Raw genomic sequence first — 2,150 nt, forward strand, 5'->3', positions numbered from 1 at the left:
TAGCCTTGTTTCTTGAATTCTGTGATTTGACTTGTTGTGCTGTAGGCAATGGCTTCACCTGACTTACCTGTCACTTCATCTGTTGTGAGAACACGGTTACCGTTAGTGCTTACATAACGGATAACAGCTTTTTGGGCATCCTTACGATAAGTGACTGTTTCAACACGGTCTTGGTCTTTAGCTTGAACTCCACTTACAGCTGGGATTTCTGATTTATCCGCTGTGTAACCTGCGATAGTTGGAGATACCACTTTATCAAACGTATCATCATTAGTTGTCCAGTCTTGGAAGAAAATTTGACCAGTCACTAGGTTAATACGACTCCAACGTTTAAAGTTCAGTGTTTCAACCACATCATCCTTAGCCTTGCTTCCATCTTCGTAAACGTAATGGATGGTACGGCTAACACTTTCCTTGTTATCCAAATCATGGACACTAGCTGGCCAACGTGGGCTATCTGGTTGTCCTGGATTGACTGGGGTGTTTGGTTGTGGAGTTGGGTTATCTGGGTTAACTGGTTCAACACGTTCTGAAAGGGTTACAGTGTAGACTTGGTCACGTGCTGTATCGTAGTCATAAACCTTCGCACCACCTGCTGTGAATTCATCGCTGACAAGGTTATAGCCTTGTTTCTTGAATTCTGTGATTTGACTTGTTGTGCTGTAGGCAATGGCTTCACCTGACTTACCTGTCACTTCATCTGTTGTGAGAACACGGTTACCGTTAGTGCTTACATAACGGATAACAGCTTTTTGAGCATCCTTACGATAAGTAACTGTTTCAACACGGTCTTGGTCTTTAGCTTGAACTCCACTTACAGCTGGGATTTCTGATTTATCCGCTGTGTAACCTGCGATAGTTGGAGATACCACTTTATCAAACGTATCATCATTAGTTGTCCAGTCTTGGAAGTCGATATGACCTGTTACCAAGTTGACATTGCTCCAACGTTTGAAATTCAGTGTTTCAACCACATCATCCTTAGCCTTGCTTCCATCTTCGTAAACATAATGGATGGTACGGCTAACACTTTCCTTGTTATCCAAGTTTTCAACTGTTCCTGGCCAACGTGGGCTATCTGGTTGTCCTGGATCGACTGGTGTGTTGGGTTGTGGAGTTGGGTTATCTGGGTTAACTGGTTCAACACGTTCTGAAAGGGTTACAGTGTAGACTTGGTCACGTGCTGTATCGTAGTCATAAACCTTCGCACCACCTGCTGTGAATTCATCGCTGACAAGGTTATAGCCTTGTTTCTTGAATTCTGTGATTTGACTTGCAGTGCTGTAGGCAATGGCTTCACCTGACTTACCTGTCACTTCATCTGTTGTGAGAACGCGGTTACCGTTAGTACTTACATAACGGATAACAGCTTTTTGGGCATCCTTACGATAAGTAACTGTTTCAACACGGTCTTGGTCTTTAGCTTGAACTCCACTTACAGCTGGGATTTCTGATTTATCCGCTGTGTAACCTGCGATAGTTGGAGATACCACTTTATCAAACGTATCATCATTAGTTGTCCAGTCTTGGAAGTCGATATGACCTGTTACCAAGTTGACATTGCTCCAACGTTTGAAGTTTAGAGTTTCAACCACATCATCCTTAGCCTTGCTTCCATCTTCGTAAACGTAATGGATAGTACGGCTAACACTTTCCTTGTTATCCAAGTTTTCAACTGTTCCTGGCCAACGTGGGCTATCTGGTTGTCCTGGATTGACTGGAGTGTTGGGTTGTGGAGTTGGGTTATCCGGGTTAACCGGTTCAACACGTTCTGAAAGGGTTACAGTGTAGACTTGGTCACGTGCTGTATCGTAGTCATAAACCTTCGCACCACCTGATGTGAATTCATCGCTGACAAGGTTATAGCCTTGTTTCTTGAATTCTGTGATTTGACTTGTTGTGCTGTAGGCAATGGCTTCACCTGACTTACCTGTCACTTCATCTGTTGTGAGAACACGGTTACCGTTAGTGCTTACATAACGGATAACAGCTTTTTGGGCATCCTTACGATAAGTGACTGTTTCAACACGGTCTTGGTCTTTAGCTTGAACTCCACTTACAGCTGGGATTTCTGATTTATCCGCTGTGTAACCTGCGATAGTTGGAGATACCACTTTATCAAACGTATCATCATTAGTTGTCCAGTCTTG

1 protein-coding gene is annotated in these 2,150 nt (G+C 43.4%); it reads right to left on the reverse strand.

All coding sequences use genetic code 11. The annotated features are described in order from the left end of the window. Nucleotides 1-2,150 (reverse strand): mucin-binding protein (locus TZ91_RS09845; RefSeq protein ID WP_045597744.1); only part of this gene is annotated, 2,150 nt, incomplete at both ends.

The sequence above is a fragment of the Streptococcus mitis genome (genome assembly GCF_000960025.1).
GTDB lineage: Bacteria > Bacillota > Bacilli > Lactobacillales > Streptococcaceae > Streptococcus > Streptococcus mitis_DH.